Here is a 22,013-nt window from a genome sequence, read left to right as displayed (position 1 = left end):
CATTTGTGCCCTGTTTTTTGTCTCCGGACCGTGGACAGGTGTAGACTTCAGCCCCTGCAAACCTGAAAAAACGAGAGGATGAATGAGCTACCGAGTAATTGCCCTCGACCTCGACGGCACGCTGCTGACCCCAGCCAAAACGATTCTGCCGCAGTCAATTGACGCGCTGAACCAGGCCCGCCAGGCGGGTGTTCATGTCGCTATCGTGACCGGACGCCATCACTGCGCTATCCACCCTTTTTATCAGGCGCTACAACTGGATACACCCGCAATCTGCTGTAATGGCACCTATTTGTATGATTACCGTGCGAAAAAGGTGCTGGCGTCCGATCCTCTCGACCCGCAGCTGGCGTTACAGGTGATTGATAGGCTGGATCAGCAGCAGATTCACGGTTTGCTCTACGTGGATGATGCCATGCTCTATCAGACGCCGACCGGTCATGTGATGCGCACCCTGAAGTGGGCCGAATCGCTGCCTGAGCATCAGCGTCCGCTGTTCTGTCAGGTGCCTGATTTAGCCCAGGCGGCACGTGACGCCGGTTCGATCTGGAAGTTTGCCCTGTCGCACGACAACCATCAGGAGCTGCAACAGTTCGCCACTACAGTGGAAGCGGAGCTGGGGCTGGCCTGCGAATGGTCATGGCACGATCAGGTGGATATCGCCAGAGGCGGCAACAGCAAAGGCAAACGGCTGGCGCAGTGGGTTGAATCGCTGGGGCTGAGCATGTCCGATGTGATCGCGTTTGGTGATAACTACAACGACCTCAGCATGCTGGAAACGGCCGGTCTGGGCGTGGCGATGGGCAATGCCGACGAGGCGATCAAAGCGCGGGTGAAAAAGGTAATCGGCACCAATCTTGAACCCGGCATTGCCGACACCCTCCGTCAGTACGTGTTGTAATCAGGGCGTTACCGAAACGCTTTTTATCTGGGCATAAAGCCACTGATCCGGCCGGATGCCCAGTTCATCCCGCGCCCACGGCGTGATGCGCGCCCAGAGTTCGCTGATGCCGATACGCAGCTTCACCTCCACCTGGTCTCCGACCTCCAGCAGCTCAACTACCTGTGCCGGTAAAATGTTGCGAATGGAGGTGTGCTGTGGCGGTTGCAGCGCCAGCGAGACATCTGATGAGGCGATGCGAATACGCAGCGGCGTTTTCACCGGCTGATTCACCCTGCTGACCCAGATGTGTTGATCGCCCAGCGAGAGCGCGGTCATCGGATAGTCGGGATGCTGCTCCAGCACCTGCACCCGCAGCACGCTGGTCAGTTCGCTTACCGGCAGCCATGGCCGCATCGCGCTGCTGCTCCAGACCCGCTCCAGCGGACCAAAGGCTTTGACCTTGCCCGCATCCAGCACCAGCACGTTATCAGCCAGATGCAGGATCTCATCCAGACTGTGCGAGACGTAGAGCATAGGAATATCGACCTGCTTCGCCAGTTTTTGCAGATACGGCATCAGCTCACGTTTGCGCGGCAGATCCAGCGACGCCAGCGGTTCATCAAGCAGCAGCATATCCGGTGCGGTCAGCAGTGCCCGGCCAATCGCAACCCGCTGCTTTTCACCGCCCGACAGCGACAGCGGAAAGCGCGACAGCAGCGCCTCCAGCCCCAGCAGCGAAACCAGGCTGTCGAACTGCGCTTTCATCGCCGGGGCCATACCATATTGCAGGTTGCCCCGGACCCGATAGTGCGGGAAGAGCCGCGCATCCTGAAACACATAGCCGATGCGGCGTTTTTCCGGCGGCAGCGCAACCTTCTGCTCCGCATCAAACAGCAGACGATCGTTAAGCTCAATCCGCCCGCGCTGCGGCTGAGTCAGTCCGCTGATGGCGTTGATCAGTGAGGTTTTACCGGCACCGGAAACACCGAAAATGGCGGTGATGCCTTTGGCCGGGATCTGCAGGTCGATCTCCAGTTGGTGAGCGCCCTGCTGCTGCATAAAATTGAGTGATAGCATCAGCTTCCCATCCGCTTGCGGCCTGCGCGTGCCAGCCCTTCCGACGCCAGCAGTGACGCCAGTGCCAGTACGATAGCGATGATACAGAGCCGCGCCGCCGCACCCTCTGCACCAGGGGTTTCGATCAGGGTAAACATTGCCAGCGGAAGCGTGCGCGTTTCACCGGGAATATTGGACACAAAGGTAATGGTGGCACCGAATTCGCCCAGCGATCGGGCAAACGCCAGCACCGTTCCGGCGATCACGCCTGGCAACGTCAGCGGCAGTGTGATGGTGAAAAAGACCCGCCAGCGTCCGGCACCCAGCGTACGTGCCGCCTGCTCCAGCCGGCTATCCACCGCTTCCAGCGCCAGCCGGATAGCGCGTACCATCAAGGGAAAGGCGATAACGGCGGAAGCCAGCGCTGCACCGCGCCAGCTGAACGCAAAGCTGAAACCGAACCAGTCAAAAAGCTTTTCGCCAATGAAGCCGCGTCGCCCCAGGCTAACCAGCAGCAGATAACCTACCACTACTGGCGGCAGCACCAGCGGCAGGTGGATCAGGCTGTCGAGCAGCGCTTTGCCGGGAAAACGGCAGCGCACCAGAATCCAGGCCATCAGAATGCCAAACGGCAGACTGCCAAGCACGGCTATGCCAGAGACTTTAAGGCTAAGCAGCACTGCCTGCCATTCGGGATCGCTGAGTATCATTTCGTCGGTGTGAATCCGTAATGTTTGAAAATCGCCGCAGCCTGCGGCCCTTTCAGGTAATCATAAAAGGCTTGAACGGTGGCCGTGTCGTGATCGTTTACGATCGCCATCGGATATTCCACCGGTTTGTGACTGGTTGCCGGAAAACGCCCGACCACCTGCACTTTATCGCTGGCGACCGCATCAGATCCGTAGACAATGCCGTATGGGGTTTCGTTACGCTCGACCAGCGCCAGTGCTGCCCGCACATTATTAGCGGGCGCTAACGCGGGCGCAACGCCATCCCAGGCTCCCAGCTTCTGCAACGCCTCTTTAGCATAGATACCCGCCGGAACGTGGTCCGGATCGCCCACCGCCAGACGTTCGCCGTGCAGCAATGTTTTCCAGTCGGTCTGCGGATCCAGCGTCACCGCTTTAGCTGCGGCACTCCGTGGCGCAATCAGTACCAGGTCGTTGCCCAGCAGGGTATAGCGGGTGCGGGTTATCACGCTTTTCTTCGCCACCGCATCATTCATCCACTGCTGATCGGCAGAGATAAACAGGTCGGCAGGCGCACCCTGTTCAAGCTGACGCGCCAGCGTGGAGGATGAGGCGAACGAAGAGACGACTGTCACGCCCTTTTCCTTCTGATACTGACTGGCAATATCCTGCATCGCATTGGTCAGCGAAGCCGCGGCGAACACGGTAATGTTATCGGCGGCCACTGCCTGTCCGGCCAGCGATACGGTGACCAGCGCCGCGACGCCCCAGCGGGTGTAATTTGATGACATGATTCTCTCCGGCTATTCGTTGTGTAGCGAATAATATAACGCAATATCAGGGAGGTTCAGTAAATTATCGGCAGGTGTCAGAGAAGGTTGAATCAATGCGGGACAAAAATGATGACGCTCGCCAGGATGGCGGGCGTCACAGAAATTAATTATGGGAACGGGCTGAAGATTTTTCGCGATGACCCACTTTAGAGAAGATATTAAACACTTCACCCAGGCCATAAATCATACCCAGCATCAGCGCCATTACCACAGGGACCATGAGTACAGCCACGGCGAGGCTTTTCAGTAATTCCAGCATGGAGAGTCTCACTCTGCTAACAAAAAAGTGATTGTAACGGGTCAGTAAAATTTTGCGCAGCCCTTTTCGTGCTTTTACTTTGGACATAAAACGCCGCTATCATCGGCCTTCGCCTTAACCCTTTGCCGGAGCTGTCATGGAAGCCGAACTGTCCCTTCATATCCGTTTACAACAGAAACTGTTTGCCGATCCACGACGTATTGAGCTGCTGAAACGCGTCCAGCAGACCGGCTCGATCAGTCAGGGGGCGAAGCTGGCTGGCATCAGTTACAAAAGTGCCTGGGATGCGATTAATGAGATGAACCAGATGGCGGATGAAACGCTGGTGGCGCGGGCAACCGGCGGCAAAGGCGGCGGCGGTGCAACGCTGACCCGCTACGGTGAACGCCTGATTCAGCTGTTTCATCTGATGGAGCAGATCCAGCAGAAAGCCTTTGATGCACTGCAGCAGGATACACTGCCGCTCGACAGCCTGCTGGCGGCCATCGCCCGCTTTTCACTGCAGACCAGCGCCCGCAACCAGCTGTTCGGCACCGTGGTGAGCAACGATGCGCAGCAGGTGGTTCAGCATCTGATGATTCAGCTGGCTGATGGCGTCACGCAACTCAATGTTGCGCTGACCCAGCGCAGCGCCGATCGTCTGCAGCTGGCGGCGGGTAAAGAGGTGCTGGTGCTGATCAAAGCGCCGTGGATCCGTATCAGTCGTGACGCCGCAGAGGAAGACAATCAGCTGACCGCCATCGTCACTGCCATCGAACCGGGTGAGCAGATGAGTGAGGTGCTGATGCAGCTCGCCAGCGGCGAAACCCTGTGTGCCACTCTGAGTAATGCACAGTTACAGCAGCTGAAGCTGCAGCCCGGCGATGCGGTGATCGCCAGTTTCAATGCAGAGAACGCTATCGTCGCTACCCTGCTCTAGCGGTTGAGTTGACTTCACTGCGGGCAATGGTTACAACTCAGTAACTCGATGCAAAAAATGGAACAGATCATGGCTTCATTGCATATTTTGCAAGGCACGTTTCATCTCAGTGATACCCGGATACTGAGTCTGAATCAGGTGGAACTGCAGCGCGGCGAAAGCTGGGCCTTTGTCGGTGCCAACGGCAGCGGTAAATCCTCACTGGCGCGCGCGCTCTCCGGTGAATTGCCCCCGCTTGCGGGTTCCGTCAGCAGCGATTTCACAAGGCCGGTCCGGCTGTCACTGGAACAGTTACAGACGCTGGTGGCGCAGGAGTGGCAGCGCAACAACACCGACATGCTCAGCGAAGGTGAAGAGGATACCGGACTGACCGTGGCAGAGGTCATTCAGGCGGAAGTGCAGCAGCCAGAACGTTGCGAACAACTGGCTCAGCAGTTTGGTATCGAACCGCTGTTGTCACGCCGCTTCAAATATCTCTCTACCGGCGAAACCCGCAAAACCCTGCTTTGTCAGGCCCTGATGAACCAGCCAGATTTGCTGATTCTGGATGAGCCGTTTGACGGACTGGATGTGGCGTCACGCGCCAGCCTGACCGATACGCTGCGCAACCTGCAGCACCCGGCGTTTACGCTGGTGCTGGTGCTCAATCGCTTTGATGACATTCCCGATTTCGTTCAGCAGGTGGGTGTGCTGGCGGAGTGCACTCTTACTCACAGTGGCCCACGCCAGACGATTTTAACGGAAGCGCTGGTGGCACAGCTGGCACACAGTGAACAGCTGATGGGAATGGCGCTGCCCGAAGCGGATGTGCCGGATCAGCTGCCCTCACTGGCAGATGATGCGCCGCGCGTTATCCTGCGCAACGGCACCGTCTCCTACAACGACCGACCGGTCATTCAGGGGCTGAACTGGCGGGTTAACGCAGGCGAGCACTGGCAGATCACTAGCCCGAACGGCGCCGGGAAATCGACGCTGCTGAGTCTGGTAACCGGCGATCATCCACAGGGCTACAGCAATGATCTCACCCTGTTTGGCCGTCGTCGCGGCAGTGGCGAAACCATCTGGGATATCAAACAGCATATTGGCTATGTCAGCAGCAGTCTGCACCTCGATTATCGCGTCAGCACCAATGTGCGGACGGTGATCCTGTCGGGCTTCTTCGACTCCATCGGTCTCTATCAGGCGGCATCCGATCGGCAGAAAGCGCTGGCACAACAGTGGCTGACACTGCTGGGAATGGATAACCGGCTGGGCGATGCGCCGTTCCATTCACTCTCCTGGGGACAGCAGCGGCTGGTGCTGATTGCCCGCGCGCTGGTTAAGCATCCGACGCTGCTGATTCTGGACGAGCCACTCCAGGGACTTGACCCGATTAACCGCCAGCTGGTGCGGCGCTTCGTCGATGTGCTGATTGGCGAAGGTCGCACTCAGCTGCTGTTTGTTTCCCATCATGCCGAAGATGCGCCCGCCTGTATCACGCATCGCCTGAGCTTTGTTCCCGATAAAGGCGGCTACGCTTTTCAGCAGGAAACGTTGCGCTAACGCGTTCACATCGGCCCCTCAACGCCGCTATCGCGGCGTTTTAAAGTACACCTGTGTAATCGCTACCATTCCGGCCTGCCTTTTATTCCGCATTACTGCACACAATGCCACGAAATAAGAATATTCAGCTTGTGTAAACGATACCATTTATCCAGACTTGATCACGCTTTCGGGCGCGCTGATGTGCTACTTTTTACCGATGCCTCTCTGGCTTTTGACGCTTACCAGGATCTCACATGGAAAAATTCAACCCGGTCGATCATCCACATCGCCGTTACAATCCACTGATTGATCAATGGATTTTAGTTTCACCTCATCGGGCCAAGCGTCCGTGGCAGGGCGCGCAGGAAACGCCAGCAGTTAATACCTTACCGTCGCACGATCCGGACTGCTTCCTGTGTGCCGGAAATACCCGCATTACCGGTGACAAAAACCCCGACTATTCTGGCACGTATGTCTTTACCAATGACTTTGCTGCGCTGATGACCGACACGCCTGACGCGCCCGAGAGCGACGATATCCTGATGCGCTGTGAAAGCGCACGCGGCACCAGTCGGGTCATCTGCTTTTCGCCCGATCACAGCAAAACTCTGCCGGAGATGTCACTGAGCGCGCTGGAAGAAGTGGTGCGTACCTGGCAGGCGCAGACCGCCGATCTGGGTCAGCACTATCCGTGGGTGCAGGTGTTTGAGAACAAAGGCGCGGCGATGGGCTGCTCAAACCCGCATCCCCATGGTCAGATCTGGGCCAACAGCTTCCTGCCGAATGAAGCGCAGCGCGAAGATGATCATCAGCGCGACTATTTCGCAAAACATGGCTCGCCGATGCTGGTCGATTATCTGGCACGTGAGCAGCAGGATGGCAGCCGCACCGTGGTGGAAACCGAACACTGGCTGGCCGTCGTGCCGTGGTGGGCTGCCTGGCCGTTTGAAACTCTGCTGCTGCCGAAAGCGCACGTTAAACAGCTGACCGATCTCAGTGAAGCGCAGAGTGCCGATCTGGCAAAAGCCATTAAGCTTTTGACCAGCCGCTACGACAACCTGTTCCAGTGCTCCTTCCCCTACTCCATGGGCTGGCACGGCGCGCCGTTTAATGGCGAAGCCAACGACCACTGGCAGTTGCATGCGCACTTCTATCCACCGCTGCTGCGCTCAGCAACGGTACGTAAATTTATGGTTGGCTATGAAATGCTGGCCGAAACCCAACGCGATTTAACGGCGGAACAGGCGGCGGAACGTCTGCGTTCTGTCAGCGACGTTCACTTCCGTGAGGCACAACAATGAGCTTAAAAACCATCACGCAGCAGCTTTTCTCTGACACCTTCGGTTACGCTGCAACGCATACCATTCAGGCGCCGGGCCGCGTTAACCTGATTGGCGAGCACACCGACTATAACGACGGCTTTGTGCTGCCATGTGCCATCGATTACCAGACAGTCATCGCCTGCGCCCGCCGTGACGACCGCCAGATTCGCGTAGTCGCTGCCGATTATGAGAATGCGCAGGACACCTTCTCGCTGGACGAAGAGATCGTCAGCGTGCAGGAACCGATGTGGGCCAACTATGTGCGCGGCGTGGTGAAACATCTGCAGCAGCGTCATGCCGATTTCGGTGGCATTGATATGGTGATCAGCGGCAACGTGCCACAGGGCGCAGGTCTGAGCTCATCCGCCTCGCTGGAAGTGGCGGTCGGTACCGTGGTGCAGCAGCTCTATAACCTGCCGCTGGATGGCGCGGCTATCGCGGTGAATGGTCAGGAAGCGGAGAACCAGTTCGTTGGCTGTAACTGCGGCATCATGGACCAGCTGATCTCCGCACTGGGCAGGAAAGATCACGCGATGCTGCTCGACTGCCGCACGCTGGGCACCCGTCCGGTGTCGATGCCGGAAGATATCGCGGTGGTGATCATCAACTCCAACTTCCGCCGCACCCTGGTCGGCAGCGAATACAATACCCGTCGCGAGCAGTGTGAAGCGGGCGCGCGTTTCTTCAATAAGAAGGCCCTGCGTGACGTTGAACTGGCCGAGTTTGAAGCAGCCCAGGCGCAGCTCGACCCCCAGGTGGCAAAACGCGTGCGTCACGTTCTGACCGAGAACGCCCGAACGCTGGAAGCAGCCGATGCGCTGACTCAGGGCGACCTGACACGTATGGGTCAGCTGATGGCCGAGTCGCACGCCTCAATGCGTGACGATTTCGAGATCACCGTGCCGCCAATTGATACGCTGGTTGAGATCGTGAAAGCGCAGATTGGTGAACGCGGCGGCGTGCGCATGACCGGCGGCGGCTTTGGTGGCTGCATCGTGGCACTGATGCCACTGGATCTGGTCGATCAGGTGAAAGCTGCCGTTGCTGAGCAGTATGAAGCCGCGACCGGCATCAAAGAGACCTTCTACGTCTGCAAAGCCTCTGAAGGAGCGGGCCAATGCTGAATGACGTCAATTCCCATGCGCCCGACGGTCAGCCGTGGCGCATAACGGTGCTGCGTAATGCCAACGGCATGCTGGCGACCTTTATGGACTGGGGCGCAACCTGGCTTTCTGCCCGCGTCCCGATGCAGGATGGCACCGTGCGTGAAGCGCTGCTTGGCTGCGCCACGCCCTCTGACTACCTGCACCAGGATGCCTATCTGGGTGCCACGGTGGGCCGTTACGCCAACCGCATCGCCGGGGCAAAACTGAATAAACTGAACCGTCAGCTGGTGCCAAACCAGGGTGCCCATCAGCTGCATGGCGGGCCGGAGGGCTTCGATAAACGCCGCTGGCAGATTGTCAGCCAGTCCGACAGCGAAGTGCACTACCGCATCGACTCGCCGGATGGCGACCAGGGCTATCCAGGCAATCTGATTGCCGACGTGCGCTATCAACTGGATGACCAGAACTGCCTGAGCATCCGCTACGAAGCGCGCTGCGATCAGCCCTGCCCGGTCAATCTGACTAACCATGCCTACTTTAACCTTGATGCGCATCATGGCGACGCACGCCAGCATCGCTTACAACTGCACGCCGACCAGTATCTGCCGGTCGACAGCGAAGGTATTCCGAATGCGCCGCTGAAAGCCGTTGCCGATACCAGCTTTGATTTCCGCAACGCCAAAGTCGTGGCGCAGGATTTCCTGGCAGACGATGACCAGCGCGCGGTGAAGGGCTATGACCATGCGTTTCTGCTCAACAGCGCAGGCGACGATAGTCAGCCTGCGGCAGAACTCTGGTCGGAAGATGGCAGATTGCAGCTCAGCGTGACTACCTCGGCACCGGCACTGCAGTTCTATACCGGCAACTACCTGGCCGGCACCCGTGCCCGTGAGCAGGCGAGCTATAATGCATTTCAGGGCATTGCGCTGGAGAGTGAATTTTTACCGGATTCGCCCAATCATGCTGAGTGGCCTCAGCCTGATTGCTGGCTGCAGCCGGGAGATCGCTGGGAATCCGTGACGCGGTATCGCTTCACGCCACGCTGAGCCTCCGGCTGAAAAACGCGCAGTGCGTCACACACAGGCTTACGCGCTGCCCGCTTTTCCGTTATGGTATGGCGCAATCAGCTCGTGTTTCATGCGGGCAGCAGCAGGTTTCCAATCTCACAGAAACATCACAGTATTAAGGAGTTAAGCTATGGCTGTAACTAAGCTGGTTCTGGTGCGACACGGCGAAAGCCAGTGGAACAACGAAAACCGCTTTACCGGTTGGTATGATGTTGACCTTTCTGAGAAAGGTCGTGGCGAAGCCAAATCAGCAGGTCAGCTGCTGAAGAAAGAGGGCTTTGTTTTTGATTTCGCTTACACCTCCGTACTGAAGCGTGCGATTCACACGCTGTGGAATGTGCTGGATGAGCTGGATCAGGCCTGGCTGCCGGTTGAGAAAACCTGGCGTCTGAACGAGCGTCACTACGGTGCGCTGCAGGGTCTGGACAAAGCGGAAACGGCCGCCAAATATGGCGACGAGCAGGTTAAGCAGTGGCGTCGCGGCTTTGCCGTTACCCCGCCAGAGCTGGATCGTTCAGATGAGCGCTTCCCGGGCCATGACCCGCGTTACGCGAAACTGACTCCGGAGCAGCTGCCAACCACCGAAAGCCTGGCGCTGACCATCGACCGCGTTATCCCTTACTGGAATGACACCATTCTGCCGCGCATCAAAAGCGGTGAGAAAGTGATTATTGCCGCACACGGCAACTCACTGCGTGCGCTGGTGAAATATCTGGATAACCTCGGCGAAGATGAAATCCTCGAGCTGAATATCCCTACCGGCGTTCCGCTGGTGTATGAGTTCGATGAAAACTTCAAACCGCTGAAACGCTACTACCTGGGCGACCAGGACGAGATTGCTGCGAAAGCCGCAGCCGTTGCGAATCAGGGTAAAGCGAAGTAATTTTTCGCTGAAAAGGCAAAAAGGCCAGACGAAAGTCTGGCCTTTTTTATTGGGCTGCGCCCGACAATGCTGCGCGTCATGTTTAACTGCCAGAGTAAAATCCTGGATGTGAGTACGTACCAGACTAATCACATATTCAAATCCGTCTAAGTCTGGCAGCAATAAACTAGCTCGACGCGCAGGGAACAGAGTCAGAAGAGGAAAGCGTCCCGCGCCAGGGATGGCGCGGGCAGAGCGACCAGGGACTGGCTTGAGCGTCTTTCCGATCTGACCGTGTTCCCTGAGCAGGCTCACTCTCCACAGCGAATCCGGCCAGACTTTGTTAATGAGTCTGAATAACCAATCAGCCGCGGCGCTGTTTAACCGCTGCCGCCAGCTGACGCAGCACCTTGTCCGTATCTTTCCAGCCGATACAGGCGTCGGTGACACTTTTGCCATAGACCAGCGGCTCGCCGCTCTCCAGACTCTGGTTGCCTTCCACCAGATGACTCTCAATCATCACACCGACAATCGCCTGCTCACCGTTAATCAGCTGCTGTGAGACATCGTCTGCTACGATCATCTGACGCTGGAACTGCTTGCTGCTGTTGGCGTGGCTGAAATCGATCATCACCTGCTGTGGCAGACCCGCTTTTGCCAGGCCCTCTTTGACCTCTGCAACATGCTGCGCACTGTAGTTCGGCTCTTTGCCGCCGCGCAGAATGATGTGGCAGTCATCGTTGCCGCTGGTTTCCACAATGGCGGAGTGACCATACTTTGTCACTGACAGAAAACAGTGTGGCGATCCCGCTGCGTTAATCGCATCAATCGCGACCTTGATGGTGCCATCGGTGCCATTTTTAAAGCCAACCGGGCAGGAAAGACCGGATGCCAGCTCGCGGTGTACCTGAGATTCCGTGGTGCGCGCACCAATCGCGCCCCAGCTCATCAGGTCAGCCACATACTGCGGGGTAATCATATCCAGAAACTCGCCCGCTGCCGGTAAGCCGCTGTCGTTGATCTCCAGCAGCAGCTTACGCGCCAGACGCAGACCGTCGTTAAGCTGGTAGCTGTTATCCATGTAGGGGTCGTTAATCAGCCCTTTCCAACCCACCGTGGTGCGCGGCTTTTCAAAATAGACCCGCATGACCACTTCCAGCTCGCCTTTCAGCTCATCACGCAACGCCAGCAGGCGGCCTGCATACTCTTTCGCCGCTTCGGTGTCATGAATTGAACAGGGTCCAATCACCACCAGCAGACGATCGTCCTTGCCCTGCAGGATCTGATGAATCGCCTGACGGGCCTGTGAAACGGTCTGCGCAGCACGATCGGTCGCCGGGAATTTTTCGAGCAGCGCAACAGGAGGTAACAGCTCTTTAATCTCTTTGATGCGTAAATCATCGTTCTGGTAATTCATACTGATTCCATATTATTTCTTGCCCGACGCCCGCCGGACACATCCTACCCAATGTAGCCCGTAGCGCCAGGGGTGTAAATTCCTGCTGCGGGTTAAATGTGCGGGTCATATTTGCATTAATCAGCTTAGCGACTAGACTTTTTAATGGTAAGCACTGAGGAAAGTCCCGCTTACCTTATTTAATTACCCTGTTTAAGCCAACTGGCGAATTTTATTTCGTCAGGAATTTTTTTACCCGAAATTGCACCTCTGGGCTTAAAGCCTCTTCATTTATTAACGGGAGCATAATGATGAAAAAGTTTGCCTTAATCTTTTTGACAGCAGCAATGACACTGAGCAGCGGCGCGGTACTGGCTGCAGACAGCAGCAGCAATAACGGTACAGCGAATCAGGCAGCCAGTGCAGGTGCAGCGGCGGGTGGAGCAAAAGAGAATCTGCCACCAAATAATGTTGATAACAGCAAAATTAATAACACTGGCACCGACACAAATCCTGCAACGTCTGGCAGCACCACCAGCCATGGTAATATGTCTGCTAACGAAATGGACCAGAACGCCCAGTGTAAAGATGGCAAATGTCCGAACATCAACAAAAAAGTTCAGACTAAAGTGGGCGGCGGCGACGTAGATACCAAAACCGACGGCACCACCCAGTAATTCTGTTTAAAACCAGGAGAGCTGACGTTCTCCTGGTTTTTCTCCCCTCTGCCCCACTCTTCCGCTATGCTAATCCTGTGAAATTTACAGGAAATCCTTCATGGCCGTTTTGCTTCTGATTGACGATCATCCGCTGGTTGAAGTGGCACTGGAAGCTGCCCTGAGCCAGTCACCCATACCCATTAAACTCCTCTCTGCCATCAGTGAAAAAGCCGCCCGCCCCTTACTTCAGGAGCCACTGGACATTATCGTGCTGGATATCGGCCTGCCGGACAGTGATGGCCTGGAGTTTCTTCGTCGTCTGAAGATCCATCGGCCTGATTGCCCGGTGCTCATCTACTCTGCGCAGCAGACCCGCCACTATGTGCGTCGCGCCCAGGCGCTGGGTGCGGCCGGTTACGTGGTAAAGAGTCAGCGCATGACGCAATTACTCAGCGCCATCCTGGCGGTGCTGGGCGGTCAGACGGCCTTTCCGGTGATGGATGATGAGCCTGAGCTGCCCCTGACCCAGAAGGAGCGTCAGATTCTGGCACTGCTGGCCAGTGGACTATCCAATCTGCAAATCGCGGCTCAGTTGCACATCAGTAACAAAACGGTCAGTACTCATAAAAAGAACATTCTGGAAAAAACCGGAGCCCGCTCAGTAGTGGAACTGGCTGACCTGTGGAAAGCCCAGCAGTGAGGGTTATTCTGCTGATCCTGCTGTTCTGGTGCGGCACCGGACTGGCTGAGGTGCGTCCGGTGAGCAGCGTGAATCTGCCGATGATGCTGCCGGTGACGCACGCGGAAACGATGCAGGGCAGGATCCTGCGCGTCGGCCTGCTGGAAGAGAACCACGCGCCCTGGGCAATGCGCATCGGCAATGACCTCTATGGCATCAATGCCGACTATCTTTCCGCGCTGCGACAGCTGACCGGTGCGCAGTTCACGCTTAACCTCTACAGCGATCAACCACATCTGATGCAGGCGCTGACCAGCGGCCAGATCGATTTTGCGCTGGGCATGTGGAGCGACCCACTGCCACCCGGCACCCTGAGCAGCGAAAACTGGTTCAGCAGTCCGCTGCGGGTTTACCGCAATCAGCAAAACCAGCGTGCCGTGATGTTTAACAGCCAGAATGCCTCGCTTGCTATCAGTGACAGCACGCTGGCACAGCTGCCATCTGCGCTGGCGGCCCGTCACAGCTGGCAACGCTACAGCAGCGACCTGCAGGCGCTCTATACCCTGCTTAATCAGCAAAATGACTATGTGGTGGCAGATGAGACCAGCGCCGGTTTTCTGCTGAGCCAGCTGCAACAGGGCCAGATTTATCAGATCGCCTCCCATATTGAGGCCGGCCAGCTCAACCTGCGCGCGGTGGCGCGCGATCCCCAGCTTATCAGCTGGATAAATCAGAGCCTGCGTCAGTTGCCTGCAGAACTGATGAACACGCTACAGGCACGCTGGAGCAGCAGCCTGCCGCGCTATCAGGACACCCAGACTCTGATGCTCAGCCCCGCTGAGCGCGCCTGGATTGCCGATCATCCGCGTATTACCTATACCGCCGAACCGGACAACTATCCCTGGAGTTATCGCGATGCCAGCGGAACTGCCCGAGGCTATGGCGTGGATTTGCTGAAAGCGATTGCGCAGAGCACCGGATTAGCGTTTGAGCCGGTGTGGGTCAGTAATCCCCGTCAGGCCAGCACGCTGATTCAGCAAAAGCAGGCAATGCTGCAGCTGATGCAGCCGCTGAATGGCGATGCGATGCAGAGCACGTCGCTGCCGGTGTGGCGTGCGCTGTGGGGCATTTATAGCGTCCAGTCCGATACGCTGGCTCACTGGCGCGACCTGCAAGGCAAGCGGATCGGCGTGTTGCAGGATGACCTGGCGCTGCGTCTGCTCCCTGCGGATCTCAAGCCACAGCCGTTTGCCGATCGTAATAGTCTCTATGACGCGCTGGCAAAGGGGCAGATCGATGTGCTGGTCGATAACGTACTCTCCGCCCGCTGGCGCATCGCCAGCCGGGATGATGCCCGTATTCATCTCGCCTTTGCCGCCAGCGATATCGCCTGGCCAATCGCGCTGGGCGTCACGCCTGAGCAGCCGGTGCTGCGCACCCTGCTGGATCGCGCGCTGCAGCAGATCCCGGCTGACACACAGAGCCAGATGCGCGACAGCTGGTCAACCCCGCCGCAGCCCGGCAGCGTGATGGCGATGCGTTCGCTGCCGATGATGGTGCTGGCGGTGGCAGGTGCGGCCATTGTGCTGCTGCTGTTGCTGCTGGCGCGCCGCTACTGGCAACAGCGCCGGGAACGTCAGCAGCGTGAACAGGCGGAACATGCCAATGCAATGAAAAGCCAGTTTCTGGCGACCGTCAGTCATGAGCTGCGTACCCCAATGCAGGCGATCCTGGGTCTGCTGGAGCTGGAGAAGCAGCAGCACAGCAGCCAGAACCTTTCGCTACTGCACAGCAGCGCACAATCGCTGCTGACTCTGCTGAATGACCTGCAGGATCATGCACGCATCGAGAGCAACAGTTTTACCCTGGCACCTCGTCCGCTGGCGCTGGCGCAGTGGCTCGATCAACAGCAGCATTTTTATCATCCGTTGATGCGCGCTGACGGCCCACGTCTGATCGTCGAGGCGCTGACGCCGCTGCCTGACACCGTATTGATTGATGCCGACCGCCTGCAGCAGGTTGTAAACAACCTGATGACCAATGCGCTAAAATTCACCCGCCACGGCGCGATTCGTCTGACCCTGGCCGCACAGCAACAACAGTTGATTCTGACAGTGAGCGACAGCGGCAGCGGTATTCCGCCAGAGGAGCAGCAGAAGCTGTTTGATCCCTGGTATCAGGCGCCGTCCGGTAAATCGGTTTCGGTGCAGGGCAGCGGCCTGGGGCTGTTTATCTGCCGGGAAATGGTGCTGCGGATGGGCGGCGACATCCGGCTCGCCTCTGAACCTGGGCACGGTACTCAGGTCACCGTGACGCTGCCGCTGCAGATCTGCGCACCGGTAAACCACGCAGACGACACGACCCTGCCCGGCTTTCCTCAGCTTAGGGTGGCGATTGTCGATGACCATCCAGCCAATCTGCTGGTGATGCAGCAGCAGCTGGCGCGCTTTGCAATTCAGGCTGACATCTTCGAACAGGGACGCGCACTGCTGCAGGCCGACGCAAAGCAGCCTTATGATCTATTGTTTATCGACCAGATGATGCCGCGCCCTGACGGTACGCTGTTGTTGCGGATATTGCGTCGTCGTGACCGCCAGCGCAGACGTCAGGCGATGCGGGTGCTCTGCTCGGCTGACGCGCAGCTGCTGTCGCAGTCACCTGAGGCGGGCGAGCGTGTGCTGATTAAACCGGTGCAGTTAGCCGATCTCAGCGCGCTGCTGGCAGAGTGGCAGCAGGAGCGGCAGGACGATCCGCTGGCGACACTGGATGACAACCTGTGGCAGCTGGCGCAGCAGAATGACAAATTCCTCAGCCGTCTGAGCCAGACGTTGCACAGTACGGTGACACAGGACCTGGCTGTGATGCGTGAGGCACACGAACGCGCAGACTGGACGCAGTTCGCCGAAGCAGCACACCGGATGAAAGGAAGCTGCTTGCTGGCAGGGCTGGAGCATGGCGCGCAACTCAGCCAGCAGCTGACGGAGCAGGTTAAACAGCATCAGGACACGTCTGAGACGTGGCAATTACTGATATTATTCGCAAACAGGTTACTGAAAAAACTGGAATCTTATGGCACATACCCACACTCATAGCGGGCAGGATAGTAATCGCACGCGTCTGGCGGCCGCCTTCGGGGTGACAGTCGTCTTCATGGTTGCTGAAGTCATTGGCGGCTGGCTCTCAGGTTCACTGGCGCTGCTGGCGGACGCCGGGCATATGCTGACCGACGCCGCCGCTCTGTTGATGGCCTTGCTGGCGGTCCATTTCTCACGCCGTAAACCTAATGCACGCCACACCTTTGGCCTGCTGCGTCTGACCACGGTAGCGGCATTTGTTAACGCGATTGCGCTGCTGGGCATTACCGTGCTTATCGTCTGGGAGGCAGTGCGTCGCTTTGCCGACCCGCAGCCGGTGACGGGCGGATTGATGCTGGGGATCGCGATTGGCGGCCTGCTGGCCAATATTCTGTCATTCTGGCTGCTGCATCACGGCAGTGGAGAAAAGAACCTCAACGTGCGGGCTGCCGCGCTGCATGTCATGGGTGACCTGCTGGGTTCGGTGGGCGCGATTGTGGCGGCGGTGATTATTCTGCTGACCGGCTGGACGCCTATCGACCCGATTCTGTCACTGCTGGTCTCCCTGCTGGTGCTGCGCAGCGCCTGGGCGCTGCTGCGTGAAAGTCTGCAGGAGTTACTGGAAGGGACACCGCATTCGCTGGATGTGAACCGGCTGATACGGGATCTGACGCTGAACATCGCCGAAGTGCGCAATGTTCACCATGTGCATCTGTGGCAGGTCGGCGAAAAGCCGCTGCTGACGCTGCATGCGCAGGTGATCCCGCCTTACGATCACGATGCGCTGCTGCATCGTATCCACGACTATCTGCGCCAGCACTATCAGATTGCGCATGCGACCGTGCAGATGGAGTATCAGCCCTGTGCCGGTGCCGAGTGTGAACTCGGCTTAAGCAGCGCTGCTGCCTCCGGCCATGATCACAGTCATTCTCACGACCATGATCATGACCCTGCGCACGCTAAAGGCGAAGCCCACACTCACTGAGCCGAGAGCGCGCGGGAACCCTGTTGCCGCGCGCTGCGGATCCACATACGCGATCCGTTCAGCGCAATCAGCGTCAGAATCACATACTCCAGCGACATCGCATACACGCCCTGACGGGCGAAAATCATCACGCTAATCACGTTGATGATGACCCACAGCAGCCAGTTCTCAACATATTTGCGCGTCATCAGCACCATCGCCGCAATCGACAACACCATCAGGCAGGAATCCCAGAACGGGAAGGCATCCGGCTGCAACGCGGGCATCGCTACCGACAGGCCAAGACCGTTCATCAGCGTCACCGCTGTACGGGTTAACAGCGCAAACACCGGATCGATATAGAGGGTCATCAGCGCAATGGCGATCACACAACCCGCCGCCCAGGCCAGCGCTTTGGGCAGTGGCAGCCAGCGGATTTTCAGCTCGACCTGATGATCGGCGGTCTGACGGCTCCAGGCGTACCAGCCATAGATATTGGCGGCAAAGAAGAAGAGCTGCAGCAGGAGGCTGGCATAGAGCTGGATCTGAAAGAAGATCACCGCAAACAGCGTAACGTTGATCAAACCGAACGGATAGTTGATGATTTTTTCCAGGCTGGCAAACCAGATACAGAGTAAGCCCGCCAGCGTGCCGATGGCCTCAATCCATGAGAGATCGTAGCCCCCGGCACCCAGAGGAATATGAACCAGAATATTATGTGTGCTGAAGAAATCCATGCTGAGCACCTGTCCGGGAACGCTTAGGCGTTGCCCTTCACGTTGAGTTTAAGTTCCGCTGCAAAGGATAGCATGCGATTAAGCGGCAGTAACGCCGCCTCACGCAGCGCCTCATCCACGTGAATCTCATGTTCCGCCCCGCCCGTCTCCAGCGCCTCTGCGATGGCTTTGAGGCCGTTCATTGCCATCCATGGACAGTGAGCACAACTGCGGCAGGTTGCGCCCTCACCCGCGGTCGGCGCTTCCAGCAGCTCTTTGTCCGGTACTGCCTGCTGCATCTTGTAGAAGATGCCGCGATCGGTGGCGACAATCATCTGCGGATGTGGCAGGGATTTCGCCGCCTGAATCAGCTGGCTGGTCGAGCCGACCGCGTCCGCCAGATCGACAATCGCCTGCGGCGACTCCGGGTGCACCAACACCGCTGCGTCGGGATAGAGCGCTTTCATACGCTGCAGCGCCTGGGTTTTAAACTCGTCATGCACAATGCAGGCACCCTGCCAGCAGAGCACATCCGCCCCCGATTTATGGGTGACGTAGCGGCCAAGATGACGATCCGGTGCCCAGATGATCTTTTCGCCCAGGCTGTCGAGATGCTCAATCAGCTCAACCGCAATGCTGGACGTCACTACCCAGTCGGCCCGCGCTTTGACAGCAGCTGAGGTATTGGCATAGACCACGACGGTGCGATCGGGATGGGCATCACAGAAGGCGTTAAACTCTTCGATTGGACAGCCCAGGTCCAGGGAGCACTCCGCCTGCAGCGTCGGCATCAGCACGGTTTTTTCGGGACTGAGGATTTTGGCGGTTTCGCCCATAAAGCGTACGCCTGCCACCAGCAGTGTGGTGGCAGAATGGTTGCTGCCAAAGCGCGCCATCTCCAGCGAGTCAGAGACGCAGCCGCCGGTCTCTTCCGCCAGCGCCTGAATTTCCGGATCGGTGTAGTAGTGCGCCACCATCACCGCGTTACGCGCCTTCAGCAGCGCTTTGATTTTCTCACGGTAAAACGCCCTCTCGTCGTCACTCAGACGAGCAGGTTTAGGTGGAAAAGGGTAAACGGCGCTTTCAGGATCAAACATCACACTCATGACACAGCTCTCGTTTTATCTAATTAACGAAAATCGCCTGATAAGGCGAATAATGGCGATTAATCCGCCGTCTTGTTTTATATGCTAAACACGATAACGGAAAAGTCAGACTGTGTCGTGGGATTTTTAGTCCGCCTGTATCACTAACTGGACCGGCTCTGGAGCCGCTTTGTCGGGAAGCGACTGCGGCGCTTCCAGCGCCAGCAGGAAAGCTTTGATATCCAGCCCGCCGGCAAAGCCGGTCAGCTTGCCGTTGGCACCGATCACGCGGTGGCATGGCGCAACAATGGAGAGTGGATTACGGCCATTGGCCGCGCCGACCGCCCGTACTGCCAGCGGATGGCCGATCTCTCTGGCAATCTGGCTGTAGCTGCGCGTTTCACCAAACGGAATCGCCACCAGCGCTTGCCAGACTTTTTTCTGAAACTCGGTACCAACAAAATCGAGCGGCAGCTCAAAGCAGCGACGCGCACCGGTAAAGTACTCGCTGAGCTGACGCTCAGTTTCAAGCAGGATGGGATGATCGTCATCGCGCGTCTGGGGCAAAAATCGGGTGCGCTTCGGATCATCATTTTCCCACAAGATGCCCGCCAGGCCACTGTCGCTGGCGACCAGTTTCAGCTCGCCTACCGGGGTAACTATCGGTTTGAAGTAGTACATAGTGATTCTCCCGTCACGGTTTCATCGCCTATTATCGCACTTTTCATCAGCCTGACTGGCTGTTTTCGGTCATGGTTCTAAACTGTTGTGCTGTCCGAAAACAGCCAGTCTCTCGGGATTCACCATTGTAGGCTGTGCTTATTTACCGGAGAAATACCATGATCGATCCCGACATTGCTTATCAGGCGCTGACCTCTCGTGATACCCGCTTTGACGGCGTTTTCTTTGTGGGCGTGACGTCAACCGGTATCTATTGCCGTCCGATCTGCCCGGTCAAAGCACCCATGCAGAAGAATTGCCTTTTCTTCAGCAGCGCCGAGGCAGCGGAAAAAGCGCGCTTCCGTCCCTGCCTGCGCTGCCGGCCAGAACTGGCACCCGGCAATGCGCCCGTTGATCAGCCGCATCGTGTGGCGGAGCGGCTGATTCAGCGCATTGAGGAAGGCATGCTGGAGGAGCGCGAAGGTCTGGAAGCGATTGCCGCTGAATTCGGCCTTAGCCTGCGTCAGCTGCGCCGTATCGTGCAGCTTGAACTCGGCGTCTCGCCGATGGAGCTGAAGCAGACGCGGCGTATGCTGCTGGCAAAACAGCTGCTGACCGAAACACAACTGCCGGTTACAGAAGTCGCCTACGCCAGCGGTTTCAGCAGCCTGCGTCGCTTTAATGATGTGTTCCAGGCGCGCTACCGCATGACGCCGAGCGCGCTGCGTCGGGACGATACGGGCACTCAACGTGCGCAGCCCGGCAACCACGTGACGCTGCGGCTGGCCTATCGCCCACCCTACGACTGGGCAGCGATGCTCTGGTTTTTGCAGACGCACCTGATGAAGGAGGTCGAAGCAGTGGAAGATGGCAGCTGGCGACGCACCGTAGCGCTGGGTCGCTGCCGGGGCTGGGTCAGCGTTTCCCATCTGCCGCAGAAGAACGCATTGCAGGTGACGCTCTCAACGTCCCTGACGCCAGTGCTGCCTCTGCTGCTGCGCCGTCTGCGTGACCTGTTCGATCTTGACGCGCAGCCGCAGCGTATCGCCACCTGCCTGGCCCAGGATCCGCTGCTGGCGCCCAGCCTGATCGCGCATCCGGGTCTGCGCGTGCCTGGCGCGTTTGACGCTTTTGAGCTGGGCGTGCGCGCCATTATCGGCCAGCAGGTAACGGTCAAAGCAGCCACCACGGTCAGCAGCCGCTTTGCCGCCGCCTTCGGTGAGCCCTGCGAGACGCCTTTTGCCGATCTCACCCGTTATACCGCGCTTCCTGAACGTATCGCCGGACTGACGGTGGACGATGTTGCACCGATGGGCATTGTCAGCGCCGCGCGCTCCCGCGCCATCATCGCCTTTGCCAGCGCCTGCGCCAGCGGTGACCTGCGTCTTAGCGCCGCTCAGCAGCCTGACGAGGTGATAAAAAAGCTGGTCAGCCTGCCGGGCATTGGCCCCTGGACAGCGCATTATATCGCGATGCGCGCCCTGCGCTGGCCGGATGCTTTTCCCAAAGAGGATATCGCCATCCGTAACAACCTGGGCGGCCTGTCATCCAAAGAAGCGGAAGCGCGCTCGCAATCCTGGCGTCCCTGGCGCAGCTATGCGGTGATGCATATCTGGGAGAGCCTGGCGGTGGCAAAGGTGAAGAAAAAGGCGTGAGGGCGAGATTTGGGGGCAACTCTGTCAACAATACAGATGCTCAACGCGCAGGGAACAGGGTCAGAAGAGGAAAGCGTCCCGCGCCAGGGACGGCGCGGGCCGAGCAGGTCAGGGATGACGGCTTTTACGTCTTTCCGATCTGATCCTGTTCTCTGCGCAGGCTCGATCAAACAGCGGGCAGCGACAACCTCAAGCACTTGAGGTGTTTTGCTTCTTCAAAGTGAGTTAGTGCCGCAGAAACGAAAAAAGCGCCCTGAGGGCGCTTCTTTCTTAATGGGTGGGTCGTGCAGGATTGCCTCGGCCCTTCCAGGGCCTCACCCTCCGGGTGATGCTAACGCATCAGCCTGAATCGCCGGGCGATTCAGTCGAACCTGCTGCAGGTTCTCACCCTGCACGATAAAGTCCGTGCCCCGGAAACGAAAAAAGCGCCTTAAAGGCGCTTCTTTCTTAATGGGTGGGTCGTGCAGGATTGCCTCGGCCCTTCCAGGGCCTCACCCTCCGGGTGATGCTAACGCATCAGCCTGAATCGCCGGGCGATTCAGTCGAACCTGCTGCAGGTTCTCACCCTGCACGATAAAGTCCGTGCCCCGGAAACGAAAAAAGCG

General features: G+C 57.9%; 20 protein-coding genes and 2 other RNA genes. 12 read left to right on the top strand and 10 right to left on the bottom strand.

Annotated features, from left to right (window positions below; translation table 11 throughout):
- Window positions 1-82: 82 nt before the first annotated feature.
- Complete coding sequence (locus NIM72_RS17680) at window positions 83-901, top strand: pyridoxal phosphatase (RefSeq protein ID WP_253421362.1); 819 nt, start codon at window positions 83-85, stop codon at window positions 899-901.
- Here the strand turns inward: NIM72_RS17680 and modC are convergent, their stop codons facing one another.
- The 4 genes from modC to NIM72_RS17660 form a co-directional block, all read right to left on the bottom strand.
- On the bottom strand, window positions 902-1,960 hold the full coding sequence (gene modC, locus NIM72_RS17675) for a molybdenum ABC transporter ATP-binding protein ModC (RefSeq protein WP_222924332.1): 1,059 nt from the start codon (window positions 1,958-1,960) through the stop codon (window positions 902-904).
- The gene (gene modB, locus NIM72_RS17670) at window positions 1,960-2,649 is read right to left on the bottom strand and encodes a molybdate ABC transporter permease subunit (protein WP_161736274.1); all 690 of its coding nucleotides are present in this window, start codon (window positions 2,647-2,649) and stop codon (window positions 1,960-1,962) included. The genes modC and modB overlap by 1 nt, the downstream gene beginning before the upstream one ends.
- On the bottom strand, window positions 2,646-3,419 hold the full coding sequence (gene modA, locus NIM72_RS17665) for a molybdate ABC transporter substrate-binding protein (RefSeq protein ID WP_161736273.1): 774 nt from the start codon (window positions 3,417-3,419) through the stop codon (window positions 2,646-2,648). The genes modB and modA overlap by 4 nt, the downstream gene beginning before the upstream one ends.
- Before the next feature lie 145 nt (window positions 3,420-3,564).
- Window positions 3,565-3,720 (bottom strand): AcrZ family multidrug efflux pump-associated protein, encoded by a 156-nt coding sequence (locus NIM72_RS17660; protein WP_033731900.1) that lies wholly within the window; start codon window positions 3,718-3,720, stop codon window positions 3,565-3,567.
- A gap of 136 nt (window positions 3,721-3,856) precedes the next feature.
- Here NIM72_RS17660 and modE point away from each other — a divergent pair, with 136 nt between their 5' ends.
- From modE to gpmA, 6 genes are all read left to right on the top strand, one after another.
- On the top strand, window positions 3,857-4,639 hold the full coding sequence (gene modE / locus NIM72_RS17655; RefSeq protein WP_222924333.1) for a molybdenum-dependent transcriptional regulator: 783 nt from the start codon (window positions 3,857-3,859) through the stop codon (window positions 4,637-4,639).
- 69 nt (window positions 4,640-4,708) lie between these two features.
- A complete protein-coding gene (modF, locus tag NIM72_RS17650) occupies window positions 4,709-6,181 on the top strand; it encodes a molybdate ABC transporter ATP-binding protein ModF (protein ID WP_253421359.1) in 1,473 nt (490 codons plus the stop codon).
- A gap of 236 nt (window positions 6,182-6,417) precedes the next feature.
- A complete protein-coding gene (galT, locus tag NIM72_RS17645) occupies window positions 6,418-7,464 on the top strand; it encodes a galactose-1-phosphate uridylyltransferase (protein ID WP_161736270.1) in 1,047 nt (348 codons plus the stop codon).
- Entirely contained in the window at window positions 7,461-8,609 is a 1,149-nt protein-coding gene (gene galK / locus NIM72_RS17640; protein ID WP_115758781.1) for a galactokinase, read from the top strand. The genes galT and galK overlap by 4 nt, the downstream gene beginning before the upstream one ends.
- On the top strand, window positions 8,603-9,637 hold the full coding sequence (galM, locus tag NIM72_RS17635) for a galactose-1-epimerase (protein ID WP_253421356.1): 1,035 nt from the start codon (window positions 8,603-8,605) through the stop codon (window positions 9,635-9,637). Before galK ends, galM begins: the two co-directional genes overlap by 7 nt.
- 151 nt (window positions 9,638-9,788) lie before the next feature.
- Window positions 9,789-10,541 carry a 2,3-diphosphoglycerate-dependent phosphoglycerate mutase gene (gpmA, locus tag NIM72_RS17630; RefSeq protein WP_161736268.1) on the top strand — a complete coding sequence of 251 codons (753 nt, stop codon included), beginning with the start codon at window positions 9,789-9,791 and terminating at the stop codon, window positions 10,539-10,541.
- A 343-nt stretch (window positions 10,542-10,884) separates the two neighbouring features.
- On the opposite strand, the gene aroG is transcribed toward gpmA, so the two are convergent.
- Window positions 10,885-11,937 (bottom strand): 3-deoxy-7-phosphoheptulonate synthase AroG, encoded by a 1,053-nt coding sequence (gene aroG, locus NIM72_RS17625; RefSeq protein ID WP_253421353.1) that lies wholly within the window; start codon window positions 11,935-11,937, stop codon window positions 10,885-10,887.
- Between the two features lie 287 nt (window positions 11,938-12,224).
- Between aroG and NIM72_RS17620 the strand changes: the two genes are divergently transcribed.
- The 4 genes from NIM72_RS17620 to zitB all read left to right on the top strand — a co-directional run bounded on the left by NIM72_RS17620 (window position 12,225) and on the right by zitB (window position 17,313).
- Window positions 12,225-12,593 (top strand): YbgS-like family protein, encoded by a 369-nt coding sequence (locus tag NIM72_RS17620; protein WP_202605056.1) that lies wholly within the window; start codon window positions 12,225-12,227, stop codon window positions 12,591-12,593.
- 100 nt (window positions 12,594-12,693) lie between these two features.
- Complete coding sequence (locus tag NIM72_RS17615; RefSeq protein WP_161736266.1) at window positions 12,694-13,275, top strand: response regulator transcription factor; 582 nt, start codon at window positions 12,694-12,696, stop codon at window positions 13,273-13,275.
- A complete protein-coding gene (locus NIM72_RS17610; protein WP_253421350.1) occupies window positions 13,257-16,346 on the top strand; it encodes an ATP-binding protein in 3,090 nt (1,029 codons plus the stop codon). The genes NIM72_RS17615 and NIM72_RS17610 overlap by 19 nt, the downstream gene beginning before the upstream one ends.
- Entirely contained in the window at window positions 16,324-17,313 is a 990-nt protein-coding gene (gene zitB, locus NIM72_RS17605; protein ID WP_161736264.1) for a CDF family zinc transporter ZitB, read from the top strand. Before NIM72_RS17610 ends, zitB begins: the two co-directional genes overlap by 23 nt.
- Here zitB and pnuC read toward each other — a convergent pair.
- From pnuC to NIM72_RS17590, 3 genes are all read right to left on the bottom strand, one after another.
- Entirely contained in the window at window positions 17,307-18,029 is a 723-nt protein-coding gene (pnuC, locus tag NIM72_RS17600) for a nicotinamide riboside transporter PnuC (protein ID WP_161736263.1), read from the bottom strand. The two genes, zitB and pnuC, sit on opposite strands and share 7 nt — an antisense overlap.
- 23 nt (window positions 18,030-18,052) lie before the next feature.
- On the bottom strand, window positions 18,053-19,114 hold the full coding sequence (nadA, locus tag NIM72_RS17595; RefSeq protein ID WP_253421347.1) for a quinolinate synthase NadA: 1,062 nt from the start codon (window positions 19,112-19,114) through the stop codon (window positions 18,053-18,055).
- Window positions 19,115-19,240: 126 nt separating this feature from the next.
- Complete coding sequence (locus NIM72_RS17590) at window positions 19,241-19,774, bottom strand: methylated-DNA--[protein]-cysteine S-methyltransferase (protein WP_222924342.1); 534 nt, start codon at window positions 19,772-19,774, stop codon at window positions 19,241-19,243.
- A gap of 158 nt (window positions 19,775-19,932) precedes the next feature.
- Here NIM72_RS17590 and NIM72_RS17585 point away from each other — a divergent pair, with 158 nt between their 5' ends.
- Window positions 19,933-21,408: an AlkA N-terminal domain-containing protein gene (locus NIM72_RS17585; RefSeq protein ID WP_253421344.1), complete on the top strand. Its 1,476-nt coding sequence runs from the start codon at window positions 19,933-19,935 to the stop codon at window positions 21,406-21,408.
- A 275-nt stretch (window positions 21,409-21,683) separates the two neighbouring features.
- On the opposite strand, the gene NIM72_RS17580 is transcribed toward NIM72_RS17585, so the two are convergent.
- Window positions 21,684-21,817, bottom strand: a non-coding RNA gene (locus NIM72_RS17580) — RtT sRNA.
- Window positions 21,818-21,860: 43 nt separating this feature from the next.
- Window positions 21,861-21,994, bottom strand: a non-coding RNA gene (locus NIM72_RS17575) — RtT sRNA.
- Window positions 21,995-22,013 lie beyond the last annotated feature (19 nt).

Source organism: Pantoea sp. B550 (assembly GCF_024158165.1).
Classification (GTDB): domain Bacteria; phylum Pseudomonadota; class Gammaproteobacteria; order Enterobacterales; family Enterobacteriaceae; genus Pantoea; species Pantoea alfalfae.
The sequence above is the reverse complement of the archived record's forward strand: the minus strand, read 5'-3'. Positions and strand labels throughout refer to the sequence as shown.

Bases quoted from the DNA above. Each gene is read 5' to 3' on its own strand.
- NIM72_RS17620 (WP_202605056.1), top strand. From the start codon at position 12,225: ATGATGAAAAAGTTTGCCTTAATCTTTTTGACAGCAGCAATGACACTG.
- gpmA (WP_161736268.1), top strand. From the start codon at position 9,789: ATGGCTGTAACTAAGCTGGTTCTGGTGCGACACGGCGAAAGCCAGTGG.
- zitB (WP_161736264.1), top strand. From the start codon at position 16,324: ATGGCACATACCCACACTCATAGCGGGCAGGATAGTAATCGCACGCGT.
- galK (WP_115758781.1), top strand. From the start codon at position 7,461: ATGAGCTTAAAAACCATCACGCAGCAGCTTTTCTCTGACACCTTCGGT.
- NIM72_RS17660 (WP_033731900.1), bottom strand. From the start codon at position 3,720: ATGCTGGAATTACTGAAAAGCCTCGCCGTGGCTGTACTCATGGTCCCT.
- modE (WP_222924333.1), top strand. From the start codon at position 3,857: ATGGAAGCCGAACTGTCCCTTCATATCCGTTTACAACAGAAACTGTTT.
- modB (WP_161736274.1), bottom strand. From the start codon at position 2,649: ATGATACTCAGCGATCCCGAATGGCAGGCAGTGCTGCTTAGCCTTAAA.
- galM (WP_253421356.1), top strand. From the start codon at position 8,603: ATGCTGAATGACGTCAATTCCCATGCGCCCGACGGTCAGCCGTGGCGC.
- modF (WP_253421359.1), top strand. From the start codon at position 4,709: ATGGCTTCATTGCATATTTTGCAAGGCACGTTTCATCTCAGTGATACC.
- NIM72_RS17585 (WP_253421344.1), top strand. From the start codon at position 19,933: ATGATCGATCCCGACATTGCTTATCAGGCGCTGACCTCTCGTGATACC.
- galT (WP_161736270.1), top strand. From the start codon at position 6,418: ATGGAAAAATTCAACCCGGTCGATCATCCACATCGCCGTTACAATCCA.
- pnuC (WP_161736263.1), bottom strand. From the start codon at position 18,029: ATGGATTTCTTCAGCACACATAATATTCTGGTTCATATTCCTCTGGGT.
- nadA (WP_253421347.1), bottom strand. From the start codon at position 19,114: ATGAGTGTGATGTTTGATCCTGAAAGCGCCGTTTACCCTTTTCCACCT.
- modC (WP_222924332.1), bottom strand. From the start codon at position 1,960: ATGCTATCACTCAATTTTATGCAGCAGCAGGGCGCTCACCAACTGGAG.
- NIM72_RS17615 (WP_161736266.1), top strand. From the start codon at position 12,694: ATGGCCGTTTTGCTTCTGATTGACGATCATCCGCTGGTTGAAGTGGCA.
- aroG (WP_253421353.1), bottom strand. From the start codon at position 11,937: ATGAATTACCAGAACGATGATTTACGCATCAAAGAGATTAAAGAGCTG.
- modA (WP_161736273.1), bottom strand. From the start codon at position 3,419: ATGTCATCAAATTACACCCGCTGGGGCGTCGCGGCGCTGGTCACCGTA.
- NIM72_RS17680 (WP_253421362.1), top strand. From the start codon at position 83: ATGAGCTACCGAGTAATTGCCCTCGACCTCGACGGCACGCTGCTGACC.
- NIM72_RS17590 (WP_222924342.1), bottom strand. From the start codon at position 19,774: ATGTACTACTTCAAACCGATAGTTACCCCGGTAGGCGAGCTGAAACTG.